Below are 22,442 nucleotides of genomic sequence, written 5' to 3'. Positions count from 1 at the left end.
TCAGACACCCCCCGCGTCGGTGAAGCCGTGGTGGGCGATCTCCAGCGTCTCCGTGGCGACGGCCGGACGGGACGCGTCGAGCGTCGGCCCGGTCCAGCTGACCGGGAGCACCTCGACCAGGCCCCACTGGGCGACGACCGAGCCGTCGGCGCGCAGCGCGGCGATCTGCGCGGTGGGGCGGGTGATGCCGGTGCAGACGGAGGAGATCCAGGCGGCGACGCGGGCCGTCTCGGCGGTGAGGGGGCGGGTGAGGCGGATGGTGGGGAAGACGACGCGGGTGGGCAGCTGCCAGACGAAGCCGTTGTTCCCGCCCTCCTGGTGCTGCTCGATCTCGACCTGGGAGGACAGCCCGTCGCAGCCGTTGAACAGGCCGAGGTTCAGGCCGTCGATGGTGAGTTTGAAGAAGACCGTGGATCCGGCGTCGGGGGGTGCGGGCGGCATGCGGGGCCTCTGTCTCGTGGTCGGGCGGGGGAGCGGGGCGGCGGGTGGCGGTCAGCGGTCGCGGAGGCGGCCCAACCGCTCCCGATCACCGCGGAGTTCGGCGCGCAGCAGCCGGGAGATCGGGGCGACCAGGTGGCGCGCGAGCGCGTCGAGTTCCGCCTGCGGGGCGGCCGCTGGACCGGCCGCCGGCGCGGAAGCCGGCGCCGGCCCCGGCGCCGGTGCTGCGGGCGGAGGCCCGGGGTGCGGCGCGGGGCTCGGGGGCGGGGAGGCGGCCGGGGGCGGTACCGGTGCCGGGGCGGGCGGGGGGCCGGGTGGCTGCCCGGCCGGTACCGCCCGCTGTACCGGCGGCGGCACCGGCCGGGCCGCCGCGGAACCGGGCGCAGCTGCGGAGTCGTTGCGCGGACCATGCGGTCCGTGCGGTCTCTGCGTTCCGAGGGACGCCACCGGTACCGCGGGGGCGCCCGGTTCCGCCGCGGGCCGCCGCAACACCACGGGAGCGGCCCCGCCGGGCACCGCAGCCGGCCCCTCGATGCCCGGGCCGGCCGGAACGAGCGGCCGCCCGGACGCCAGCGGCAGCGGCACGGCGGCGGCAGGCACCCGCGGCCCGGCCACCCGCACCGAAGGCAGCGGCGCGGCCGGCGCAGACGCCGCACCGGCGGCCTGGGACGCGTCGGCGCGCGGGAGACCGGAACCGGCCGCGGTGGCTGGGCCGGGCACGGCGGCCGGTGCCGGGCCAGGAGCCGCGTCACGGGCCGCAGTTGCCGGAGGCACCGCGGTGGGGGCGATCGGCGCGCCGATCAGCGGCCGCCGCACACCCTCCGCCGCAGCACGCTGAACGCGCCGCACGACCGGACGGCGGCCCCCCGTACCCGCCACGGGGGAAATGGCGGGTACGGGGGAGACTGCGTCTCCCCGAGGGGGAGGAACTGCCGCGCCGGGCATCCGGCTTCGGGAGGCGGAGGACGCGGCGGCGGGAGGTTCGGCGCCCACGGGCCACACCGACCGCGACGGCACCGCAGAACGAGGCGCGGACAGCAGCCCCCCGCGCCCGGAGCCGGCCTCACTCCGCGCCACGGGCAGGGAAGCCCCACCCGCCACCGGCACCACGGCCCGCACGACGGGCAGGCCGTGCGCGTGCCGCTGGACGGGCGCGCCGTCCGCAGCGGCCACCGCTGTCGGTGCACCGGCCCGCGCCTCCTCTGAGGCGCTGGCCGCGTCCGGGCCCTGGAGCGCGGCGATCGGCGGCGGCCCGGCGGCGGCCCGGGGCGCGGGGACACCCCCGGGAAGCAGGGCGTCCGCGGGTGAGCCCTCCGCGCGCCGCTGAATGGGCGCACCGGCCCGTGCCTGCTCGGAGGTACGGGGTGCGGCCGGGTCGTGGAGCGGGGCGGTCGGCGCGAATGCGGGCGCGAGCCCGGAGCCGTGGGGCCCGGGGGTGTTGCCGGGGGCCGCGGGGGCCGCCGGCGCGCCGTCTGGGCGCCCTCGGACGGGCGCACCGGCGGCGGCCCGGGGCACCGTCTCGCCGGAGGTGGGCGCCGCCGAGCCCCGGAGCGCAGCCGCAGATCCGGCGTCTTGGGACGCCGGGGCGGTGCCCGGACGGATCGCGGTCGCCGGCGGGTCGCCCGCGCGTCGCTGGACGGGCGCATTCACCGAGGCGTCGACCGGACGGGCGCCGGGCGCGTTCGGTGCCGGGACGCCCGGCTGCGCGGAGGGCAGGCCGACGGCCTGTACCCCGGCAGGACGGGAGCCGCCCGTCGGCGCGGGGAGGCCCGCAGGGCCCGAGTCCGCCCGGGACTCGACCCGCTGCACGGACCCGCCCCGGGAGGCGCCGGCCGGTGTTGCTGCCCCGCCGGCGGCGGAACCCTGCACGGCTCCGGCCGACGGCCGGCTCGGTACGGCCCGGTGCACCGGCGCGTCGGACGGCCCGGCGGGGACCGCAGCGCCGTGGCCGTGCCGGCCGGCGGCCGGTGCCGCGGGGGCCGGTCCGTCCTGCGCGGCCGCCGACGGCTGCACCTGCGGCATCGTCGAACCCGGGACCGCGGGGGACGCGGCGGCTGGCAGGGGTGCGGCGGAAACCGGACGCGGAGCGGCCGAAGCCCCCTCGGCAGCAGAGGTCTTGTGCGGCGCGGCGGGAGGAGCTGTGTGCGGGGAAGGCGGCGCCGCTCGGCCGTTCGCGGACCGCCGGAGCGGTACGGCCGAGGTGGGCGCCGGGCGGTCGGCAACGGGCCCGCTTGGCACCTCGGGGCCGCGCCCGGAGGTGGCGTGGGCCGCCGTGTGCGGGGTGCTGCCCGGCGGCGCGGGCTCGTCCGCGGACCGCTGCAGCGGTGCGGGTGTCGTTCGGCCGGCCGCGGGCCGGACCGGTGTTACCGGGTTGCGGGAGGGATCCTTGCGCGGAGAGGTCGGCTGCTCGTCGCCGGTCGTCGCCCGCTGCAACGTCACGTCCGGCGCGGGCGCCGCGTGGCCCGCATCGGGTGCGATCGCTGCCGCGGGTCGGAGGCCCGGGAGGGCGGGCGGCCTGCCGGGAGCGGCCGAGCGTGCGGTGCCCTGCGCCTTCGGCTCGTCCACGGACCGCTGGAGTGATGCGGCCGACGCGGGCGCGGGGTCGCCGGACGCGGGCCGGGCCGGTGCTGCGACCGTGCGGACCGGGGTGGTGGCCGGTGCGGCGGAGGGGTTCACGGGCGTGGAGGCCGAGGCGCCCGGGTTCGTCGCGGTCCGCTGGACGGGTGCCTCCGGCGCCGGGACCGGGCGGCCGGCCGCGGGCCCCGCCGGTGCCGAGGATCCGGGATCCGAGGGGGCGGGCGGTGCGACCCGGCGGGCGGTGCCCCCGGTGGCGGGCGCCGCCGGGCCGTTCGCGGGCTGCCGGAGCGGTGCGGCCGACGTGGGCGCCTGGCCGCCGGTCCCGGGCCGGACCGGTGCAGGCCCGGTGTGGGCGTCCGTCCGTGCTGCGGACCCGCGCCCGGGGGCGGCCTGGGCTTGCGGCGCGGGGGTTGAGCGCTGCGCGGGTGCGGCGGCTGCCGCGGCCGTGTGGCGGCCGGTCGCGGCGGTGGGTGCCGGGGACGGAGTGGGGCGTGCGCCGGTCGTCGGTGCGGCTGCCTGCGCGGCGTCCGCAGCGGACATGTCCGGCGCGGGCGTCGGCGTCGACCGCTGCACCCGCGTGCGAGCCTCCGCGGCCTCCGCGTGCGCGGTGGCCGGGGGCCGGGCAGGGGTGTCGGCACCCGGGAGTCTCGCCGGGCTGAGGACGGGCGGCGCAGGGTGTGCCGGGTTCGGGGCGGAGGCCGGGACCGGGGTGAGGGCGTCGCGGACGAGGCCCGACGGGGCCGAAGCGGACACCTCGTGGCCCAGGCCGCCCGTGAACAGCAGCGGCTGCCGGGTCGTCAGGGACTCGGCGAATCCCTGCTCGGCGGTGAGCCGCGGAGCGCCCAGCACCCGCTGGACCGGCCGCACGGCCGCCCAGCCGCCCTCGGGCGGAGCCGGCGACACCGCCGCGTCGGCCGCCGCCGGCACCGTGTCCGCCCGGCGGCGGCGCCGGAGCCGCGTGAACAGGCCCATCGTCCTCGTCTCCTTCCCTTTCCCGTCCGTTCAGCCCGATTCGCCGGCCCGCTCACGGCCCCGATTCCCGCACCAGGTCCGCCGTCCGCCGCACGTACGCCTGCCGGTCCGCGTGCTCCAGGTCGAGGATCGAGTCCAGGTCCCAGTGGAGGTGGTAGGCCAGGTACGCGGCCTCCTCCTGGAGCGCGTCGGCCGCGTACGTCACGATTCCCCCAGGCGGCTCCCCGCCAGCTCGACCTCGAACGCCCCCTCGCAGTGCGGGCAGGAGACCGCGGCCCGCGTGTGGCCCTCGGCGTTGATCCGCCGGTAGAAGTCCTGGAGGAAGGCCAGGTCGGAGGCGAACATGTTCTCCACCGTCCCGTCGTGGACCACCGCCAGCGTGCCCAGCCGGGTGATGACCCTGCCGAGCAGGACCACCGACAGGTACGCCGGGTTCTCGCGCACGCGGACGTCCCGCAGCGGCAGCAGCTCGTCGCGGGCCGTCGCCAGCCGCATGGCACCCGTGCGGTGCACCGTCCCCGACTCGTCGACGTAGCCGCGCGGCAGCTCGAACTCGAACTCCGTGCGCAGCGGTTCGCGTACGCCGACGGGGGCGCCGCCGCCGGCCTGCGCCGCCGCAGGCGGGGCGCTCTGCCCGGCGGGGCCCGGTCCCTGGCGCCGCATTATTCGATGACCAGCTCTTCGAAGGTGATGGTGACCTGCTCGGTGAGCGCCGACGCGGCGCCCGCCTTCACCGAGCTGACCTCCACCTTCGAACACCACGCGTTGCGCAGGTTGTACCGGCGGACCGGGTTCTCCTGGTAGTCCATCATGATGATCGTCGCGTTCTTCCGGGCCGAGCCCATGTCGCCGGAGATCGACGACCTGATCCACTCGGTGAACGCCATGGACTGCGTGGCCCCGCGGGTCACCTGGCACTGGCCGGCCTTCTGCACGCCGGGGAGCTTCTTGGTGACGGGCCTGCCGTCCGCGGACACCTGCTGGTACTCGATGACGTCCTGCTCCATGGACAGGCTGCTGACCTCCTGGAGGAACTCGACCATCACGCCGTCGATCTGGAGGCCGAAATTGTGTGAGGTGAGCGCGTCACCGGGCTGAAGGGACATGGGGAGCTTCTCCTTGTACGGACGGGGTCGGGGGTGCGGGGGCGGCGGCGGTTACTCCTCCAGCTCACCGCCCCCGCCGGAGAACTGCGCCAGCCGGAACACCACGAACTCGGCCGGCTTGACGGGCGCGATGCCGATCTCGCAGACGACCCGGCCCAGGTCGACCGACTCCGGCGGGTTGGTCTCCTCGTCGCACTTCACGTAGAACGCGTCCTCGGGCCGCTGCCCGAAGAGCGCTCCCGTGCGCCACTCGTTGACGAGGAACGCGGAGATGTTGCGCCGGATCCGCGCCCACAGCGCCTGGTCGTTCGGCTCGAACACCACCCACTGGGTGCCGACCAGGATCGACTCCTCCAGGTAGTTGAAGTAGCGCCGCACGTTCAGGTAGCGCCACGCCGGGTCCGACGCCAGCGTGCGCGCACCCCAGACGCGGATGCCGCGGCCCGGGAAGGCGCGGATGCAGTTCACGCCGACCGGGTTGAGGAGGTCCTGCTCCCCGCGGGTGATCTGGAGCTCCAGGTCGACCGCGCCGCGCACGATCTCGTTGGCCGGGGCCTTGTGGACGCCGCGCTCGGCGTCGTTGCGGGCCCACACGCCGGCCATGTGCCCGGACGGCGGGACCACTTCGGCCTGCCCGGTGGACGGGTCGAACACCTTGATCCACGGGTAGTAGAGGGCCGCGTACCGGGAGTCGTAGCCGGCTGCCTCCGTCCGCCACCTGCGGACGTCCCGGGCGTTCAGGCCGGGCGGCGGGTCGAGCAGGGCCATCCGGTCGCCCATCAGCTCGCAGTGCGCGACCATGCCGAGCTGCACCGCCTTGACCTGTTCGAGGTCCAGCAGGCCCCGCCGGTACGCGGCCATCAGGTCGGGGGCGGCAACCATGGTGATCTCGTCGAGGGCCTCCAGTCCGCCGAAGCCGGTGCGGTCCGCCGAGTCGCCGAGGAACCGGCCCGAGTCCAGGCCCGCTCCGGCCGCGGCCGGCACCTGCGCGGCGGCCGGGACGGCCGCGGGGCCGGCCGAGGGCGGCGGCGCCAGCGTCAGCGACTGCGCCTCCGGGCGTGCGGGGGAGGCCCCCGGCACCGCCTCCTCGACGGTGATGGTCTTCGACCGCTGGCGGACCTGCGTGACCACGTAGTTCCGCGCGGACTTGCGGGCGCTGACGTCGAACTCCTCGACGACCGCGTCCCCGTCCCTGACCAGCAGCCTGAACCGGTCCGCGCCGCCGGAGCCGCCCTCGCCGCCGTCGGCGTCCCGTACCTCGACGGTGAGCGGGCCGCCGCCGGAGGGCGCCGCCGCCAGCGCCGCCACCTTGAACGAGCCGAGGACGGCGGCCTCGCCGGCCGCGCCCTCCTCCGGCACGGCCGCCGCACCGCCGACCGCCGCGGCCGGGACCCAGGACGGTGCCGAGGCCGCGGCCGGCAGGTCGGCGCCGCCGCCGACCCGCACCACGTACGCGGCCGTGCCGCCGTTGTTGAAGAACCCGTACACGGCGTGCGCCAGGTAGCAGCCGTCCGTGAAGTCGCCGAACTCGGCGACGTACTGAGACCAGTTGGTCACCAGCGTCGGCTCGTTCAGCGGTCCGCACGGAGCGAGCCCCACGAACGCGGCGACGGACGTGCCCACCCCCTCGATGGGCCGGGAACCGCTGGCGACTTCCTCGACATACACGCCGGGGGACAGGTAGTTCGGCACGGGAAGCTGCTCCTTGCTGCTGATCGGGCGGCGGGCCGGGACGGCGTGCCGCCCGCGGCGCGGCCGTATCCGCTGGTCGGACCGACCATCGCCCACCCGGGCAGCCGCACGGGAGGACCGCGCGGACCGCGTCGGGGGCAGCCCCGCCTTCCCGCCCGGACACCGGCCGCGCCCGAACCCGCAGTAACGTTCCCCTTCGGGGGGAACGCGCAGGTCCAGGGGAAGAGGGGCGATTCGTGGGGGCGTACGGCAGCGCGGACGGCGGCGGCGGAGCCGGGGGCCTGCCCGGACTCCGCTTCAGGATGCTCGGCCCCATGACCGCGCACGCCCCCGACGGGACCCCGCTCGGCCTCGGCCCCAACCAGCAGCGGGCCCTGCTGGCCGTGCTCCTGCTCCGCCGCGGGCGCCCCGCGCCCATGGCCGACCTCCTCGGCGCCCTGTGGGGCGAGCGGCCGCCGCCGCGCGCCGTCGGTACCCTCCGCACGTACGTGTCCCGGCTCCGCACCCTCTTCGAACCCGAACGGCCCTCCCGCGCCCCCGCCCGCCTCCTCGTCTCCGCCTCCGACGGCTACGCGCTCCGCCTGCGCGACCCGTTCCTCGACATCGCCGAGTTCGAGCGCGGCATCGCCGAAGCCGCCCGGCTGCGCACATCCGGCGCGACCGGGGACGCGTACCGCACGCTCGGCGAGGCGCTCGGCCTGTGGGCGGGCACCCCGCTCGCCGGGCTGCCCGGCCCGCACGCCGAGGCGCTGCGCGACCGGCTCACCGAGATGTGGCTGACGGCCCGGGAGGACCACTTCCACGGCGCCCTGGAACTAGGGTTGGACCGGGACACGGCGGCCGTCGCCGACCTGCGCGCCTTCGCCGCCGAACACCCCCTGCGCGAACGCGCCCAGGCCCTCCTCATGCTCGCCCTGCACCGGGCCGGCCGCTCCGGCGAGGCGCTCGCCGTGTACGGGGCCACCTGCGACACACTCGCCCGCGAACTCGGCACCGGGCCAGGCCCGGAACTCACCGCCCTCCACCGCCGCCTCACCACCCGCGCCGCGCCCGCCCCCGCGGCCCCGCCGGCCCCGCCGCGGGCGGCGGCCCCTGCCGGGGCGGCCGGAACCGGAGGGCGGGGCGACGTACAGGCCTGCGGCTGCGGGCCCGGCCGGCCCGCCCCGGACGCCCCCGCCGCGCCTCACGGCGCGGACCGGACGCCCGCCGAGCCCGCCCGGACGGACGCCGCGGACGGGTGCTTCGCCGGCCGGGCGGCGGAACTCGCGCTGCTCGGCGAGGTGCTGGCAGGCACCGGCTCCGGTGTCCCCGTCGCCGTGCTCACCGGCATGCCCGGCATCGGGAAGACGGCCCTCGCGGACCGGGCCGCCGCCCGGTCCGGCGCCCGCTTCCCGGACGGGGTGCTCCACGTCCGCCTCGGCGCCGGCAGCGCCCCCGCGCTGGCCGAGCTGCTGGGGGCGCTCGGCGTGCCTGCGGGGGGCCTGCCCGACGGCGTCGAGGCGCGCGCGGCGCTCTACCGCTCCCTCCTCGACGGCCGGCGCGTCCTCGTCGTCCTCGACGACGCCCCCGACACGGCGGGCCTCCTGCCCCTCCTCCCCGCCGTCCCCGGGTGCGCGGCCCTGGTCACCGCGCCCGGCCGCGGCCTCGTCGTCCCCGGCGCCCGGCTCGTCGAGGTCCCCGAACTCGACGACGATGCGGCCCTCCGGCTCCTGGGCGCCGCCGCGGGCGGGCGGAGCCTGAGCGCCGAACCGGACGCCGTCCGGGACCTGGTCCGCCAGTGCGCCGGGCTGCCGCTCGCCCTCCACCTCGCCGGCACCCGGCTGCGGCAGGAGCCGGCCCTCACGGCGGCCGACCTCGCGGCGCCCGACGGCGGCGGCCTCGTCACCCGGCTCCGCGCCGGCGGCCTGTCCGTCGAGGACGCCTTCCGGCGCCGCTGCGAAACCCTCGCCCCCGCCGCCCTGCGCATGCTGCGCGCGACCGTCGCCGCCCCCGGCGGCTTCGGGCCCGCCGACGCGGCCGCCCTCCTGGACGGCGGCCCGCCCGGCCCGCAGCCCGCGGGCACCGCCCCGGCCGCCGTCCCCGCGGCCTGCGGGGCCGAGGCCGCCGACCTGGTCGAGGCGATCGTCGAGGCGGGACTGCTGCGGCCCGCGGCCTCCGGCCGCTACCGCTACCACCCCCTGGTCCGCGCCTACGCCCGCCACCGCCTCGCCCCCGCCTGACCCGCCACCCCGCCGGACCTGCCGCCCCGGGGAACCGGCGGCCGCGGGGGTGCCGGGCGGACAGGCAGGAGTGCCCGCGGGACGGGACTTCCGGGCAGGGGACGGCGCCCCCGCGGCCCTAGCCTTCCCGCATGACGATGTGGACCACTCTCGATCCGGTTGCCGTGGCCGTCGATCCCGGCAGCCGGGCCACGGCCCGGCTCCGGGTGCGCAACACCGGCGACACGGTGGAGGAATACCGGCTCTCGATCGTCGGCGACCCGGCCGGCTGGAGCCGCATCGAGCCCGACACGCTCCGCCTCTACCCGGGCAGCGAAGGATCCGCGGAGATCTCCTTCGCACCGCCGCGCACCCCCGACGCCCCGGCCGGGCCCACGGCCTACGGGGTCCGGGTCGAGCCCCGCGAGAACCCGGCCGTGCGGGACGTCCTCGAAGGCCGGGTCACCGTCGCCCCGTTCACCGAGGTCCGCGCCGAACTCGTGCCGCCGGGCATCGCCGCCCGGTTCCGCGGCCGGGCCGCCGTCGCCGTCGACAACCTGGGCAACACCCCGCTGACCGCGTCCGTCGGCGCCCGCGACGAGTCCGGCCGGCTGAACTTCGACGTCCGGCCGGACAGCGTCCAGGTGGCCCCGGGCCGGGCGGCGTTCGTCAAGCTGGAGACCACCCCGCAGGAGGTCCGCTGGGCGGGCGGGCCCCACACCCACCGCATGACCGTCTCCGTACGGCGCTCCGGCGACGCCGCGGCCCTGGAGCTGAACGGCGCATTCGAGCAGCGGCCGGTCCTGCCCGCCTGGCTCGTCGCCGTCGGCGGGCTGCTGGCAGCGGCCGCCGTCGCGTTCGTCGTGCTGTGGCTCGGGTTCTCGCCGAAGGTCGCCTCCGCGGCCGGGGAGAAGAAGACCGAGGCGGGGGCCCCGCTGCCCCACCCGCTCGGCAGCCAGGGCCCCCTGCCGCCGGCCCCGCCGCCGCCCGCCGACCCGGGAGCGCCTCCCGGCGGCGGCGCCCCGGTCGGCGCGGGCCCCGGAGCCGGCGACCCCGGGGGCGGTTCCGGGGCCGGTGCGGGCTCCGGCGGAGGAGGTGGCGGAGGCGGCGGGGGAGCGGCACCGCCGCCCGCCGGGAACCAGGGCGGTGCGCCCGCACCCCAGGGCCCGCCCTGGCGGGCCGGATACCAGCCCGACGTCGTCGTCCACTACGCGCAGCGCCGGCTCGCCGCCCTCGGCAGCAGCAACCCGTGCACCCTGAAGGGCCAGTGGCGCGAAGGCGTCATCGACGCGGCCACCGAAACGTCGCTGATCTGCTACCAGCGGGCCGTGATGGCGGACGAGAAGACCACCCGCGCCCTGACGGCCACGGACAAACCGCTCGGCACACTGGGCCGGGCCACCCTCGCCTCCCTGTGGATGCAGGGCGTCACGGCCGGCCAACTCACGGCCGGCTCACGCAACTTCGACGTCACCCGGCTGGACGCCGCCCTCCGGTGGGCGAGCCAGGCCACCATCTCCGACGCCGACCTCCAGGCGGACCGGGCCTTCGCCCAGCTCGGCGTCGACTACTTCACCTCCGGCGGGCGCAACGCCGCCCCGACGCAGTACGACGCCAAGATGCGGGCCAAAGTGGAGCAGTACCAGCAGCAGGTCCAGCTCCCCGTGACCGGCGTCGCCGACAGCCGCACCATCAACGCCCTGCTCGGCGGCAGCGTCAACGGCACCGGCCGGCCCGGCCGCTGACAGCGGGCCCCCGCACGGGCGGGGGCCGGGGCTCAGGGCCGCCAGGGCGCCGATGTGCCGGGGATCAGACGGCCCGCCTTGAGGTACTCGCGGCGGGCGCCCTCCCGGACGTCCGCGGCCGTCACAGGCCCCTCGCCCCGCTCGCGCGCCGCATAGCAGGCCGTGAGAGCGGCCGCCCGGATCGAGCCGCCGGCCAGCTCGAACCCGGCGGCCAGACGTTCCAGTTCCTCCGCCACGTCCGGCCCGGCCGGCGCCCCCGCCAGCGCGCTGCGCCACAGGTCGGCGCGCAGCGCCGCGTCCGGGAACGGGAAGTCCACCACCAGGTCCAGGCGCCGCGTGAACGCCTCGTCCACGTTGGACCGGAGGTTCGTCGTCAGCACGGCGATCCCGTCGAAGCTCTCCAACCGCTGGAGCAGGTAGGCGCTTTCGAGGTTCGCGTACCGGTCGTGCGAGCCGCGCACCTCCGACCGCTTCCCGAACACGGCGTCCGCCTCGTCGAACAGCAGCACCGCGTCCGTGCGGTCCGCCTCGGTGAAGATCCGCTCCAGGTTCTTCTCCGTCTCCCCGACGTACTTGTCGACCACCGACGACAGGTCCACCACGTACAGGTCCAGCCCGAGTTCGCCCGCCACCACCTCCGCCGCGAGGGTCTTCCCCGTGCCCGACACACCGGCGAACAGGGCCACCACGCCGCGCCCGCGGCCCCCGCCGGTCCGCAGGCGCCAGCCGGACAGCACCTCGTCGCGGTGCCGGGCGCGGGCCACCAGCTCGGCGACACGCGCCCGCTCCCCGGGCGGCAGCACCAGGTCGGCGAAACCGACCGCCGGCCGCACCCGCCGGGCCAGCCGCCCCAGCAGCGGGGCGGACAGGCGGCGCGCGGTGAGCCGTACGTGGCGCTCGGCGAGGTCCGCGCCCTCCAGCGCGGCGAGGTCCCGGGCCGTACGGGCCACCTCGGCGAGCTGCTCCCCGCTCAGCCGGTACGCGGCCAGGGCCCCGGCCGGCCCGGCGCCCAGCAGGGCCGCGGCCTCGCCGTGCGTTCCGCGCGGCGCCCCGGCGGCGTGCGGACGGGCCCCTTCGAGGGGGATGAGGGGGACCCCGGGCGCCCATTCCGGGTCGTAGGGGTCCGGGCCCGCGAACACGGTCGTGGTGTCGGGCGCGGCGACCGACCGCATCAGCGGCCCCGGCTCGGCCGGGACGGGCGCGACGACCACCGCCGTCCCGGGGCCGCGCAGCCGCGCCTCACGCCGCAGCAGGGGCCCGAGCCGCCGGGCGTCGCCCGCCGGTCCGCCGTCCCCGGCCGCGCCCCCGGAGCCCCCGCCCGCCTGCGGCCGGTGCACCAGGACGGTGCGCCCCACGGCCCGCAGGGCCACGATGACCCGCTCGGCACCGCCCTCGCCCCGCCGGTCGAGCAGATGGACGGTGACGGGCCGGTCCGCCCGCGCCACCAGCACCGCCGGATCGGCCCGGTCCACCCGCCCCGGCCCGTCCGTCCCGTCCCTCCGTACCTTCCAGTCCGGCCCGCCCGTCCCGCCCGTACGACCCGGCCCGCCCGGCCCGCCCCTACGATCCGGCCCGCCCGGCCCGCCCGCAGGGCCCGGCCCGTCCGTACGGTCCGGCCCCGACCTGCCCGCCGCCGCTGCGGCATCGGCCGCCTCCGCCGCATCGGCGCCGCCGGCCCCGTCCGTCGGCGCCGTCCCTGCGGACGGCTCCAGCAGGACCACCCCCGCCGCGCACAGCTGCGCGTCCAGCCCGTCGTCGCCGAGCAGGTGGGCGACCACCCGCTCCGGCACGCGCAGCGCCCGCCCCGGCAGCGGCCGCTCCTCGTCCTCCACCAGGAGCAGCCCGCCCGCGAGGAGGGGCGCCGCCGTGTGGAAGCGGGCCCGCGCCCGCGGCACGTGGGGCCCCGTCCCCGCAAGTTCCAGGGCGAGCGCGACCGAGGCCCGGCGCCTCCCCACGTCGTCGTTGAGGTAGCCGTAGAGCGGTTCGAACCGGCGGTCGACGTCGGGCGCGGCCGCCGCGAGCAGGATCCGCAGGTCCAGCGCCGACAGCCCGAAGGCGCGGACGAGGCCGCCCAACCGGTCCGCCCCGCCCGGCCCGGCCGCGCCCGCGCCGGTGTCCGGTTCCGGGCCCTCGCCGGAAAGCCCGTCCCCGGGCCCCTCCGGGGCAGCCCACGGTGCGTGCGGGCCGTCCGCGGCGGCCCGCAGAGCCGTTTCCGACGACACGTACAGCCCGCGCAGCGGATCGTGCGCCGTCGGGTCGTCCGCCGCCCGGGCGGCGACCAGATCGGCCGCCTCCCGCCGCAGCCGCGCCAGCCGGTCCAGCAGGATCCCCGCCGCCGCGCTCACCTGGCCCGCCCCCGCAGCCCGGTACGCAGCATCCTCGGCCGGGAGTCGCCCGGCTCGCCGTCCCTGCCGCGCACCGTGAGGACCGCGCCCTCCGTGACCGGCGGCCCCACCGGGTACACGGGCGTCACCGGGAACGGGACGGCGATCACGACGTCCAGCGACGGCTTGAGCTCGCCGCCCAGCGCCGACCACACGTCGGCGGCGGACCGCCCGTCGGAGGACGGCACCCCCACCGACAGCGGGATCGACGACCGGTACGCCGCGATCGCCTCCGGCACGTCCTCGGGCGGCAGCGCCTCGTACGGCAGCAGCGCCGCCAACACCCCGGCCAGCATGCGGTGCTCGTCCTCCGGCCGCGCCGTCCACGCGGTCACCAGGTAGGACAGCCGGAACCAGCGGGCCGGCTGCCGCCGCTGCACGACGACGCCCCGGGCGTCGCGCTCCGCGTACGCCCCGCGCTCCCGCCGGGAGACGTCCTCGCGGATGTCGTACAGGTAGGCGCTGACGGTCGGGGCGGTGCGGCGCGCCGCCCACTCCCGCGTCGGGGCCTCCAGGGCGACGTCGCCGGCCCCCTCGGGCAGCGCGCCGCGGCGCAGCAGGCGCCGCAGCGCCTCGTCGATCTCATGGATCATGGGAAGTGGTGTCCTCGGTGCGGGCGGGTCCCGGCCGTCGGGCAGCCGGCCGGATCCGGCCATCGGGTGCGGGGCAATGCGGCCTGCGGCCTGCGGCGGGCGCCGCGGTCGGCCAGTGCTGTGGCCGGGAAGGTTCACCGGGTCACGGAGCCCGGCACGGCGCCTCGCCGCGTTGTCGGATCGCGCACGTACGCCCGGTACGCGCCGCGGTCCTCCGCCTTGCGATGCACCGCACCGGACACCGCGACCCGGCAAACCCTCCCGGCCACAGCACTAGATGTAGCCCTCGCGGAGCGCGTACGCCACGGCGTGGGCGCGGTTGGTGAGTTGGAGGCGGGTCATGAGCCCGTGCAGGATGTTCTTGACCGTGCGTTCGGAGTAGGCGAGCTTGTCCGAGATCTGCCGGGTGTCGAGGCCCTCGGCGATCAGCCGCAGGACGTCCGTCTCGCGCGGCGCCATGCCGAACAGCGGCGCCGAGGCGTTGCCCGAGCAGACCGCCGCCGTCTCGGAGCGGCGCAGCCGCCCCACCTGGCCGAGCACCCGGCTGATCAGGTCCGGCGGCAGCACGCCCTCGCCGTGCGCGGCCTGCCGGACGGCCTTGGCCAAGCTGCCCTCCGTGGCCTGGTGCCGCCACAGGATGGCCCGTACGCCGTACTCGACGACCGTCAGCAGCTCCGGTTCGCGCAGCTCGCGGGCGATCAGGACGACCCGCTGGTCGCCGCCGCGCAGCACGCGCCGCAGCTCCGCCGCGGCACGGTCGTCCACCCGGTCCATCAGCATCACCGCGACGTCCGCTGCCGCGGGCCGGCCCTCGCGGGCGCGGGACGGCGGCACGATCTCCACCGCCGGCTGGCGTTGCAGGTGGCTGACGACGCCTGCCCGGCCGAGGGGGTCCTCGGCGTGGATCGCCACGGTGATGCGGTCGGTGATGCGGTCGCTCGTCGAAACCGGCATGGGTGTCCTTCCTTCCCACGGGGGGTGTTGCCGGAGACAGGCTGGGGGAGCCGGATCAACAGCGCGTCGACGTCCGATGGGTGACCGCGCGGTCCGTTCCGGCACCACCGGGTGTACGGGCGGCCCCGCCCGGCAGGACCGGCGCCCGCCGTGCGCGTGCCCGCACGGACACCGGAGTTGCGGGACGGCGGCCCGTCCCGCGGGCGGCGGATCGCGCCGAGTCCCGCGCCGGCCGATGAGGCTGGGGCCTTACAGGCCGGCCAGGAGTTCGCGGACCTGCGCCGCCTCGGCCGGGCGAAGCCGGTCGAAGAGGCCGGCGGCCCGCTCCAGCCGCTCCCGCGCCCGCTCCCGACCGCCCAGTTCCGCCAGGGCCGTCCCGACGACCTGCAGGGCGCGGGCCTCCGCCAGGGCCCAGCCCTTCTCGCGGCTCACCTCCGCCACCCGCTCCCCGGACTCCACCGCCTCGCGATGCCGGCCGGCGGTCAGGTGGCAGTAGCTCACCTCCCACTGGGAGAACAGCTCGATCGTGGCGTATCCGGCCGCCCCGGACAGCACGGCGCCCTCCCGCAGGCACGCGATCGCCTCCTCGGGGCGGCCCAGCTGCCGCAGGACCCCTCCGAGGACGTACAGGGTGTACGACAGCCGGTAGGCGTCCCCGTCCGCCCGGGCCGATGCCAGGCTTCTGCGTGCGGCCGCGTCGGCCTCGGCGAGGCGGCCCAGGCTGCTGAGGGTGTGCGCCGAACAGGCGCGGGCGTTCTCCGCGCCCCACCGGCTGCCGCACCGCTCGCCGACCGCGACGGCCTCCGCGTACAGCTCCAGCGCGCGGTCCAGGTCGCCCCGCGCGTACCACACCAGGGCCTGGCAGGTCCGTATCTCGGTCAGCACCGCCTCGTCGCCGGAGGTCTGCGCATCCGCGGCGGCCGCGGCCAGGACCGACTCCGCCTCGTCGCCGTGGCCGAGCTGGTACAGCCCCCCGCCCAGCATGTACCCGAGCCGGCCCGCCGCCCGCCGGCGGCCCTGGCCGCGCGCGGCCCGGAGGATCCCGCGGGCCGGCTCGACCATCGCCGCCCACAGGAACGTGCCGTCCAGCACGGGATCGAGGGCCAGGATCAGGTCGGCGACCAGGTCGACGGCGGACGGATCGGCCCGGACCGTCTGCACCGCCACCGCCAGCACGGACTGGTGCCGGCTCGTGAAGACGCGGTGCGCCTCGCCCGGCGCCGGCATCCGGGAGCCGGGCGAGCGGGTCGGGTGGAGCATGCCGGGCACCGGGTGGCCGGGGCGTTCGACGGCGTACGCGTCGCGCGCCGACGCCAGGTGGTGGTCGACCAGCCGGACGAGCGCCTCCGCCCCGCCCTGCGGGCCGTCCTCCTCCGCCGCGCGGGCCCGGGCGAACGCCCGCAGCAGGTCGTGGAACCGGTAGCGCTGCGGGGCCGGCGACTCCAGCAGCCCGAGCTCCGTCATCCGCTCCAGCAGCTCCTCGGCGTCCGCCGGTTCGATGCCGGCGAGGGCGGCCGCGTCCGCGACGTCCGCGTCCTCCTGCTCGGGCAGTGCCAGCAGCCGGAACAGCCGCGCCTCGGCCGCGTCCAGCAGCTCGTAGCTGAGGCGGAAGCACGCCTCCACCCCGTCCTCCCCGCCGGCCTCGGCGGAGAACGGGGCCCGCCGGCCCTCCAGCAGCCCCCGGAACGCGGCCAGGGACCATCCCGGCCGGGTCGCCAGCCGGGACCCGGCGATGCGCAGCGCGAGCGGCAGCCCGCCGCACAGCGCGGCAAGCGCGGCCGCCTCGGCGGGCTCCGCCTCGATCCGCTCCGGGCCGACGATCCGGCCGAGCAGGCGTACGGCGTCCTCGGCGGGCAGGACGTCCAGGCGCAGGCGCAGCGCCGCGGGCAGGCCGGCCAGGGTGTTCCGGCTGGTCACGACGACCGCGCAGGCGGACGAGCCCGGCAGCAGCGGCTCGATCTGCCGGACGTCCCGCGCGTCGTCGAGGACGAGCAGCATCCGCTTGTCGGCCACCCGGGACCGGTACAGGCCCGCGCGTTCCTCCACCCCCTCGGGAATGGCCGACTCCGCGACGCCGAGGGCGCGGAGGAACGCCGCCAGGACCGCCTCCGGCTGCGCCGGGTCCTCGCGGACGCCCCGGAGGTTGGCGTACAGCTGCCCGTCGCGGAAGTGCGCCCTGAGGCGGTGCGCGGCGTGCAGTGCGAGGGTCGTCTTGCCGACGCCGCCGATGCCGCCGACCGCCGAGACGACCACGGCCGGCGGGCCGCCGGCGTCCGCGGCGGGGGCGCCGGCCGCCGGGGTGAGGGCCTCCACGAGGCGTCGGGTGGCCGCCTCGCGTCCCGTGAAATCAACTGTCACGTAAGGGAGTTGCGCCGGGGCGGGGAGCGGCGGAGCGGCCGCCGGCGAACCGGCGGCGGCAGCCGGCGTCCGCGGGCCGGGGCCCGCCGGGGGGTGCCGCAGCTCGGCCGCCGCCGTGGCGGGCCGCGCTCCCGGCGCCTGCGCGGACCGGCCCCGTACTCCTGTCGCCGCGTGGTCCGGGCAGGCGCCCGCTGCGACCGGACCCGCCGTCGCGGACTCCGCCCGCGCGGCGGGCGCTTCGGCCGGGCCGGGGCCCGCCGCACCCGCACCCGCCCGCGGCCGCGCCGCCGGATGCGTGTGCGCCCGTACCTGCGCCGCCGCGAAGTCCGCCGCCGTCGGGGTCCCGGGCGGGCCGGCGGGAGACACCGCCCCCGCCTCGTCCGCGCGGCCCGCCCGCGCCAACGCCTCGGCCCGCAGGGCCCGCAGCCGCCCGTTCAACGGGTACTCCGCGCACAGCGCCCCCAACTCGGGGACCAGCCGCGCGTGCCGCCCCCGCGCGAGGTCCGCCTCCACCCGCTCCAGCAGCACCGACAGCCGCAGCTCCGTCAGCCGCTGCCGCTGGATCCGGGCGAACGGCCCCGGCAGCCCGGCCAGCGGCACCCCCCGCCACCGGGAGAGCGCCGCCTCCAGCAGCGGCGCCCCCGCCTCCGGGTCGCCCGCGGCCACCAGCTCCCGGCCCCGGGCCGCCTCTGCCTCGAAGTCGGCCAGGTCGACCGCCCCGTCCGGGATGTCCAGGGCGTAACCGCCGCCCTCCGTCACCAGGCAGGGACCGAGCGCCCGCCGCAGCCGGTACACGTACGAGCGGACCGTGCCCGCGGCCGTGCGCGGGCCGGCCTCCCCCCAGACGCCGTCGATGAGCTCGTCCAGACCGACCACGCCCGGCCGGCGCACCAGCAGGATCGCCAGCACCAGCCGCTGCTGCGGCGGGCCCAGCGGGACACCCTCCCCGCCCCGACTGGCCTGCACCGGCCCGAGCAGGGAGAAGCGCAGCACGGACGGATCACTCACAACAGCCCCCTCTTACGGTCCTACGGTCGCCCGGCCCCCGCCGCACCGGCCCGCGGCCCACACCCCGGTACGGCGATCCTCGCAGGTCGCGGGCGCCTCCCCGGCCCGGCCGAGCGCGATCCGGCCAGCGGGCGGCCGGTTCGGGCGCTGTACAGCCCGTTGTAGGCTTGCCACCGGATGGCCGGTACATCCTGTTGGGCGCACGGGGCGTACGCGCCGGGGAGTGGGTGAGCATCCGGTGAACGAAGCGCTGCCCGCCGCCGCCCCCGCCGCCGCGTCCTTCTCCCTGCTCGGACCGATCCGGGCGCACCGCGGCGCGCTCGCCCTCCCGTTGGGCCCGCCGCAGCAGCGCGCCGTCCTCGCCATGCTCCTGTGCCGGCACAACACGGCGGTCGGAACGGAGGAGTTGGTCGACGGGCTGTGGGGCGAGGAGCCGCCGCACACCGCCGTCGGAACCGTCCGCTCGTACGTGTACCGGCTGCGCCGCATCCTCGGCGACCGTATCGCCACCCACGGGCAGGGCTACCGCCTGCGCGTCGGCCACGGCGAGTCGGACCTGTGCCGCTTCGAAGACCTCGTCGCCGAAGCCCGCCGTGCGGCGGCCGGCGGGGACCCGGCCGCCGCCCGGGACGGCCTCGCGGAGGGCCTCGGCATGTGGCGCGGGACCCCGCTGGCCGGGCTGCCCGGCCCGCAGGCCCGCATCCAGCGCGAACGCCTCGCAGAGCTGCGCCTGTCGGTGCTCGTGGAGCGGATCGAGCTGGACGTCCTGCTGGGCCGGCACGCACGGCTGGTCGGCGAACTCGCCGGGCTGTGCGCGGAACACCCCCGCAACGACAGGCTGCGCGCGCTGCTCGACACCGTCCTGGAACGCAGCGGCCGCGGCGGCGAGACCCGCACGGCCCCGCCCGCCACCCGAGCCCCGTCCGCCACCGGCGGCAGGACGGCCGGGCCGCAGCCGTTGCCCGCCCCGCCGCCCGCCGGACGGCCCTCCGCGCGTGCGGCCGCCGTGCCGCCCCGGGCCGGGGACACCTCCGGCGGATCCCGTCCGGCGCTGCCGGCTCCGGCCCAACTCCCTTACGTACCCGTGGACTTCACGGGGCGTGTCGGCCCCGAGCAGGCCATCGTCGAGGCACTCGCCCCCAGCCCGGCCCCCGCCGCCGGTCCGGCCCTCCGCAGCGTGGCGATCTCCGCCGTCGGCGGGATCGGCGGCGTCGGCAAGACGACCCTCGCCGTGCACGCCGCACAGCGCCTGCGCGACCACTTCCCCGACGGCCAGCTGTACGCCAACCTGCGCGGGGTGCGCGAGGACCCGGCCGAACCCGGCGCCGTCCTGGCCTCCTTCCTGCGCGCCCTCGGCGTCGCCGACGCGGCCGTCCCCGACGACCCCGAGGAGCGGGCCGCGCTCTACCGCAGCAGGCTTGCCGGGCGGCGGGTGCTGCTCGTCCTCGACGACGCCCGCGACACCGCCCAGATCGAACCGCTCCTGCCCGGCTCCCCGACCTGCGCCGTCCTCGTCACCAGCCGCCACACCCTGCCCGGCCTCCCCGCCGGCCTGCGCCTCCGCCTCGACGTCCTGCCGGACGCGGAGGCCCTGGCCCTGCTCGGCCGGATCGCCGGCGAGGACCGCGTCGCGGCCGAACCGGAAGCGGCCCTCGCCCTCGTCGGGCGCTGCGGCGCCCTGCCGCTGGCCCTCCGCCTGGCCGGTTCCCGGCTCGCGACCCGCCCCGCCTGGACCCTCGCCGACTACGTGCGCCTCCTCGACGGCGCCCGCCCCGCGCTCCTCGGACGGGCCGGAGGGCAGGGCGAGGCGGACGGCGTCGACGCCTGCTTCCGCCTCAGCTACGACCTCCTCGACCCGCAACAGGCCCGCCTCTTCCGGATCCTGTCGCTGCCGCGCGCGGCCACCCTCGACACCGCCGGCGCGGCCGCCCTCGCCGGAATGGCCGAGACCGAGGCGCAAGGGCACCTCGAACGGATCACCGCGCTCGGCCTGTCGGAGTCGCCGGCCCCCGGCGTCCACCGCCTCCACGACCTGCTGCGCGAGTTCGCCGCCGCACGCTCCCACGAGGACGACACCCCCGCCGACCGTGCGGCCGCCCTGCTCCGGCTCCTCCGACACGTCCGTGAACGGGCCCTCGCCGCCTACGCCGCCGAACGCCCCGGCCACCCCCTCGCCGCCCCCGCCGGGCCGCCCGCCGCCGCTCCCGTTCCGGCGGGCCTCCCCTTCGACCACGCCTCGGCCCTCGCCGTGGCCGTCCAGGCCGTCGAGGCCGCTCCGGAGGCCGTCGGACCCGCCGCCGACACGGTTCTCGCCCTCGAACCGCTGCTCGACGGCTCCTTCCTGTGGGGCGCGCTCGTCTCACCGGCCCGCGGCATCCTGGGCACCGCCCAGGCCCGCGGGGACATACGGGCGGCCGGCCGCACCGGCCACATGCTGGGGGCCGCGCTGATGCGGCTGGGCCGCCTCGACGAGGCCGACCGCGTCCTGGAAGACGCCGACCTGGCCGCCCGGAGCTGCGGCGACGACACCGTCCGCACCGAGATCCTCACCACCCGGGCCCTCGTCCGGCAGGCCCTGGCCGACTGGCAGGCCGCCGAGGCCCTCTACAGGGAGGCCGTCGCCACCGGTACGCGGTGCGGCAACGGCTGGGGCGTCGGCCACGCCCGCTCCAACAGCGTCGGCGCGCTCCTGCGCTCGGGCCGGGCCGCCGAGGCGGACTCCGCGGCGCGGGCCGCCCTCGACGCGGCCCGCGCCCGCCGCGACCGCTACGCCGAAGCGCACGCCCTGTACAGCCAGGGCATCGTCGCCCGGCACACCGGCCGCACCGACGAGGCCGTCGCCCGGCACCGGGAGAGCGCCGAACTCGGCCTGCGCCACGGCTACCCGGCCTACGCGGCGATGAACCTGGTGTCGCAGACCGCGGCCCTCCTCGCCGGGAACCGCCCCCAGGACGCGGCGGAGTGCGGCGGGCGGGCCGTGGAAACCGCCCGGCGCGTCGGCTGGCGGGCGGCCGAGGCGCGCGCCCTCCGCCTGCTGGGCACCGCCCTGGCCGCCGCCGGCGACCGGGAGGAGGCCGCGGCCCGGCTGGGCGAGGCCGTACACCTCCTCGACGCCCTCGCCCTCCCCGAGGCCGCCGACGCCCGGGCCGCCCTGACCGCCCTCACCGCCCCGGTCCGTGACGAGGGTGACGCTTGAGTGCGACGCTTGAGTGCCCGACCAGGCCGGCGTCCCGGCCCGCCTCGTCGAGGGCGACGCCCAGCAGCGGCTGCCCGGCCGGGAGGTACTCGCCGATCCTGCGAGGACGTGACCGGAACCGGCGGTCAGGGCGCCCGGCCCGGAGGGGGTCTGCCGTTCCCAGGGAACGGCAGGCCCTGGTTCGGCCTGCCGGCTCGGCGCAGAGTGGTCCGCACCCGCCCACCCCACCGGATCTTCCGGACCACCTGACACGGAGCACCCATGAGCTACCCCGCCCTCGCCACCCGTACCGCCGTCGTCACCGGAGCGGCCAGCGGCATGGGCGCTGCCACCGCCCGCCTGCTCGCGGCGGGTGGCGCCCGCGTCGTCCTGTTCGCCCGGCGCACCGACCGGCTGGACGCGATCGCCGCCGAGCTCACCGCGGCCGGGGGACAGGCCCTCGCCGTCACCGCCGACGTCACCGACCAGGCCTCAGTCGACGCTGCCGCCGAGGCCGTCCACGACACCTACGGCCGGGTCGACCTGGTGGTCAACAACGCCGGCGTGATGCTGCCCAACCCCCTCACCGAGGGCCGGCTCGACGAGTGGACCCGGATGATCGACACCAACCTCACCGGCGCCCTGCGCGTCATTCGCGCGTTCACCTCCGACCTCACCGCAGCCGCCGCCGACGGCCACGCCGCCGACCTGGTCAACGTCTCCTCCATCGCCTCCCACGTCCCCTTTCCCGACTATGCCGTGTACGGGGCCACCAAGGCCGCCCTCACCCAGCTGTCCGCGGCAATGCGCACCGAGCTGGGCCCGCGCGACGTCCGGGTCAGCACCATCGAGCCGGGCCTGACCGACACCGAACTCGGCGAGCACATCGACAACCCGGTCCTGCGCGAGCAGCTCGGCGGCATGTTCACCATGATCCCGGCCCTCACCGCCGAGGACATCGCCGACCTCATCGCGTACACCGTCAGCCGTCGACGGCACGTCAACCTGCGCCAGTCGATCGTCCTGCCGACCCGCCAGGCCTGACACTCCCCGGTCATCCGCCGGGGCCGCCACGGGGAATGCCGCCCCCGCCTCCGGACGGCGGGTGTGGGGGGGGGGGGGGGGGGGGGGGGGGGGGGGGGGAAAAGCACAGAAAACAACAAAAAACCAACAAACAACAACAAACACCGAATACCTACCCCCCCTCCTCCCCCCCCCCCCCCCCCCCCCCCCCCCCCCCCT

13 protein-coding genes are annotated in these 22,442 nt (G+C 78.0%); 4 read left to right on the top strand and 9 right to left on the bottom strand.

The window, feature by feature from the left end; translation table 11 throughout:
• The 5 genes from ACZ462_RS30800 to ACZ462_RS30780 form a co-directional block, all read right to left on the bottom strand.
• On the bottom strand, positions 1–441 hold the full coding sequence (locus ACZ462_RS30800) for a phage tail protein (RefSeq protein WP_467808953.1): 441 nt from the start codon (positions 439–441) through the stop codon (positions 1–3).
• A 3,598-nt stretch (positions 442–4,039) separates the two neighbouring features.
• Complete coding sequence (locus tag ACZ462_RS30795) at positions 4,040–4,192, bottom strand: hypothetical protein (RefSeq protein ID WP_467808954.1); 153 nt, start codon at positions 4,190–4,192, stop codon at positions 4,040–4,042.
• Complete coding sequence (locus tag ACZ462_RS30790) at positions 4,189–4,650, bottom strand: hypothetical protein (RefSeq protein ID WP_467808955.1); 462 nt, start codon at positions 4,648–4,650, stop codon at positions 4,189–4,191. Before ACZ462_RS30790 ends, ACZ462_RS30795 begins: the two co-directional genes overlap by 4 nt.
• Entirely contained in the window at positions 4,650–5,093 is a 444-nt protein-coding gene (locus ACZ462_RS30785) for a phage tail protein (RefSeq protein ID WP_467808957.1), read from the bottom strand. The genes ACZ462_RS30790 and ACZ462_RS30785 overlap by 1 nt, the downstream gene beginning before the upstream one ends.
• Positions 5,094–5,144: 51 nt before the next feature.
• Positions 5,145–6,785, bottom strand: coding sequence for a phage tail sheath family protein (locus ACZ462_RS30780; RefSeq protein WP_467808958.1), 1,641 nt, complete (start codon positions 6,783–6,785; stop codon positions 5,145–5,147).
• Between the two features lie 314 nt (positions 6,786–7,099).
• Here ACZ462_RS30780 and ACZ462_RS30775 point away from each other — a divergent pair, with 314 nt between their 5' ends.
• Positions 7,100–9,004, top strand: a complete 1,905-nt coding sequence (locus ACZ462_RS30775; RefSeq protein ID WP_467808959.1) for an AfsR/SARP family transcriptional regulator — start codon at positions 7,100–7,102, stop codon at positions 9,002–9,004.
• Between the two features lie 131 nt (positions 9,005–9,135).
• Positions 9,136–10,728 carry a peptidoglycan-binding protein gene (locus ACZ462_RS30770; protein ID WP_467808960.1) on the top strand — a complete coding sequence of 531 codons (1,593 nt, stop codon included), beginning with the start codon at positions 9,136–9,138 and terminating at the stop codon, positions 10,726–10,728.
• Between the two features lie 32 nt (positions 10,729–10,760).
• Here the strand turns inward: ACZ462_RS30770 and ACZ462_RS30765 are convergent, their stop codons facing one another.
• The 4 genes from ACZ462_RS30765 to ACZ462_RS30750 form a co-directional block, all read right to left on the bottom strand.
• The gene (locus ACZ462_RS30765) at positions 10,761–13,073 is read right to left on the bottom strand and encodes an ATP-binding protein (protein WP_467808961.1); all 2,313 of its coding nucleotides are present in this window, start codon (positions 13,071–13,073) and stop codon (positions 10,761–10,763) included.
• Positions 13,070–13,705, bottom strand: a complete 636-nt coding sequence (locus ACZ462_RS30760; RefSeq protein ID WP_467808962.1) for a Pvc16 family protein — start codon at positions 13,703–13,705, stop codon at positions 13,070–13,072. Before ACZ462_RS30760 ends, ACZ462_RS30765 begins: the two co-directional genes overlap by 4 nt.
• 273 nt (positions 13,706–13,978) lie before the next feature.
• Positions 13,979–14,659: a helix-turn-helix transcriptional regulator gene (locus tag ACZ462_RS30755; protein ID WP_467808963.1), complete on the bottom strand. Its 681-nt coding sequence runs from the start codon at positions 14,657–14,659 to the stop codon at positions 13,979–13,981.
• 249 nt (positions 14,660–14,908) lie between these two features.
• Positions 14,909–18,025 carry an AfsR/SARP family transcriptional regulator gene (locus ACZ462_RS30750; RefSeq protein WP_467808964.1) on the bottom strand — a complete coding sequence of 1,039 codons (3,117 nt, stop codon included), beginning with the start codon at positions 18,023–18,025 and terminating at the stop codon, positions 14,909–14,911.
• Positions 18,026–18,248: 223 nt separating this feature from the next.
• Here ACZ462_RS30750 and ACZ462_RS30745 point away from each other — a divergent pair, with 223 nt between their 5' ends.
• The gene (locus ACZ462_RS30745; RefSeq protein WP_468253236.1) at positions 18,249–21,221 is read left to right on the top strand and encodes an AfsR/SARP family transcriptional regulator; all 2,973 of its coding nucleotides are present in this window, start codon (positions 18,249–18,251) and stop codon (positions 21,219–21,221) included.
• 261 nt (positions 21,222–21,482) lie between these two features.
• The gene (locus tag ACZ462_RS30740) at positions 21,483–22,244 is read left to right on the top strand and encodes an SDR family oxidoreductase (protein WP_467809851.1); all 762 of its coding nucleotides are present in this window, start codon (positions 21,483–21,485) and stop codon (positions 22,242–22,244) included.
• The last annotated feature ends 198 nt before the right edge of the window (positions 22,245–22,442 follow it).

The organism is Streptomyces sp. NPDC031121 (assembly GCF_055570615.1).
This window is presented reverse-complemented; position numbering and strand designations above follow the sequence as displayed.

Bases quoted from the DNA above. Each gene is read 5' to 3' on its own strand.
- ACZ462_RS30800 (WP_467808953.1), bottom strand. From the start codon at position 441: ATGCCGCCCGCACCCCCCGACGCCGGATCCACGGTCTTCTTCAAACTC.
- ACZ462_RS30790 (WP_467808955.1), bottom strand. From the start codon at position 4,650: ATGCGGCGCCAGGGACCGGGCCCCGCCGGGCAGAGCGCCCCGCCTGCG.
- ACZ462_RS30785 (WP_467808957.1), bottom strand. From the start codon at position 5,093: ATGTCCCTTCAGCCCGGTGACGCGCTCACCTCACACAATTTCGGCCTC.
- ACZ462_RS30775 (WP_467808959.1), top strand. From the start codon at position 7,100: ATGACCGCGCACGCCCCCGACGGGACCCCGCTCGGCCTCGGCCCCAAC.
- ACZ462_RS30770 (WP_467808960.1), top strand. From the start codon at position 9,136: ATGACGATGTGGACCACTCTCGATCCGGTTGCCGTGGCCGTCGATCCC.
- ACZ462_RS30760 (WP_467808962.1), bottom strand. From the start codon at position 13,705: ATGATCCATGAGATCGACGAGGCGCTGCGGCGCCTGCTGCGCCGCGGC.
- ACZ462_RS30755 (WP_467808963.1), bottom strand. From the start codon at position 14,659: ATGCCGGTTTCGACGAGCGACCGCATCACCGACCGCATCACCGTGGCG.
- ACZ462_RS30740 (WP_467809851.1), top strand. From the start codon at position 21,483: ATGAGCTACCCCGCCCTCGCCACCCGTACCGCCGTCGTCACCGGAGCG.